The sequence below is a fragment of the Micromonospora sp. WMMD737 genome (genome assembly GCF_049179055.1).
GTDB lineage: Bacteria > Actinomycetota > Actinomycetes > Mycobacteriales > Micromonosporaceae > Micromonospora > Micromonospora reichwaldensis.
Map to the genome: position 1 here is coordinate 1 of NZ_JBMHMH010000026.1, position 1,353 is coordinate 1,353.

Consider the following 1,353-nt stretch of genomic DNA (forward strand, 5'->3'; position numbering starts at 1 on the left):
CGCGCAGGATGTTCAGCGTTGCCGCGTTCACCGACACCCACAGCATCTCGGTGTCGGCGCCCCGCACCAGCAGCCGGTCCCGTACCGCCGCCAGCCGACGGGCCGCTTCCTCGACCTCACCACTGCCGATCAGCAATTCCGCCTCGACAGCGCTGGCGCTCAACGTGACCGGGACGTCGAGAGCGGGATCCTCCAGCGCGATGGCCCGCCGCAGCCCAGCGTGATCACGGCCGCCACCGGACTCGTGGTCGACCAGCGCGTTCACCGCCAGCGCCGCGCTGATCAGCTGGCCGATTCCCCGCTCGCTGATTCCCGGCTCGCTGATCTCGGGGCCCTCGGCCTCGGCGAGCGCCGTGCGCGCACTCACGCTCGCTTGGTCGAGCCGACCGGCCCGAACCAGCATGAACGCCAGCAGCGTGCGGACGGCGGCGGTGGTGAACCGATCGCCTGCCGCATCGGTGAGCGCACGCTGCAACTCGTCGACGGCGGGCGGGTATCCCTGCGTGTGGACCAGCACCGCGGCCAGCATCGCCCGCGCCAGAGCGCGAGGTGTGCCCGGCGGTTCCCGATCGATCACCGGCCCCAACAGCTGTCCGGCAGTGGTCAGGTCGCCGGCCCGAACATGATTGTCGGCAGCTGCGATTCGGCGCTGCACAGTGTCTGCGCCAAGGCCGATCGCAAGGTCGAGCAGCTCCGCGGCCGCTGCGGGTGCGCCCCTGGCTCGCGCGGTGACCACAGCCTCGTCGAGGGCGGCGAGCGTGACCGCGTCGTCGGACGTCGCGGCCAGTGCCAGGTGGCGGGCCCGCAACTCAGGCTCGGTCACCAGTTCGGCCAGCTTGCGGTGCACCCGGCGCCGGCTCGGCACCCCGGCATCGGTGTAGACGCCGCGCGCCAACAGCGGGTGCTGGAACCGTACCCGGTGCCCGGCGACCGAGACCACCCCGGCTCCGTCGCTGCTCTCCAGCAGTTCGACGGTGCGATCGATGCTGAACCCGGTTGCCTGAGAGACCATCTCGACGGTCGGATCGGCTGCGCTCGCGGCCACCAACAGCACCTCACGGACATCCTCGCTCAAGGCGCCGATCCGCAGCCGCACCAGCTCGGCCAACGAGCGCGGCAACTCGGTGTCACTGCGCAGCGGGTTGTCCTCGAGTGCCCGGGCGAGCTCCAGCGCGTAGAAGGGGTTTCCCCCCGAGACCTCGCCGATGCGCACCATGGTTGGGCGGGGAAACGACCGGCCCAGCCGATGCGCGATCACCTCGTGCAGACCGCCGAGGCTCAGCGGGCGCAGACTCATCCGCTCGACGCGGTCCGTCGGTTCGAGGCGCAGCCACATCGAGGCGGGGTCCCGGT

At 71.4% G+C, this 1,353-nt stretch carries 1 pseudogene; it reads right to left on the bottom strand.

From position 1 onward, the window contains the following. Nucleotides 1-1,336, bottom strand: a pseudogene (locus tag ACN27A_RS34020) (hypothetical protein); the annotation flags it as partial. Nucleotides 1,337-1,353 lie beyond the last annotated feature (17 nt).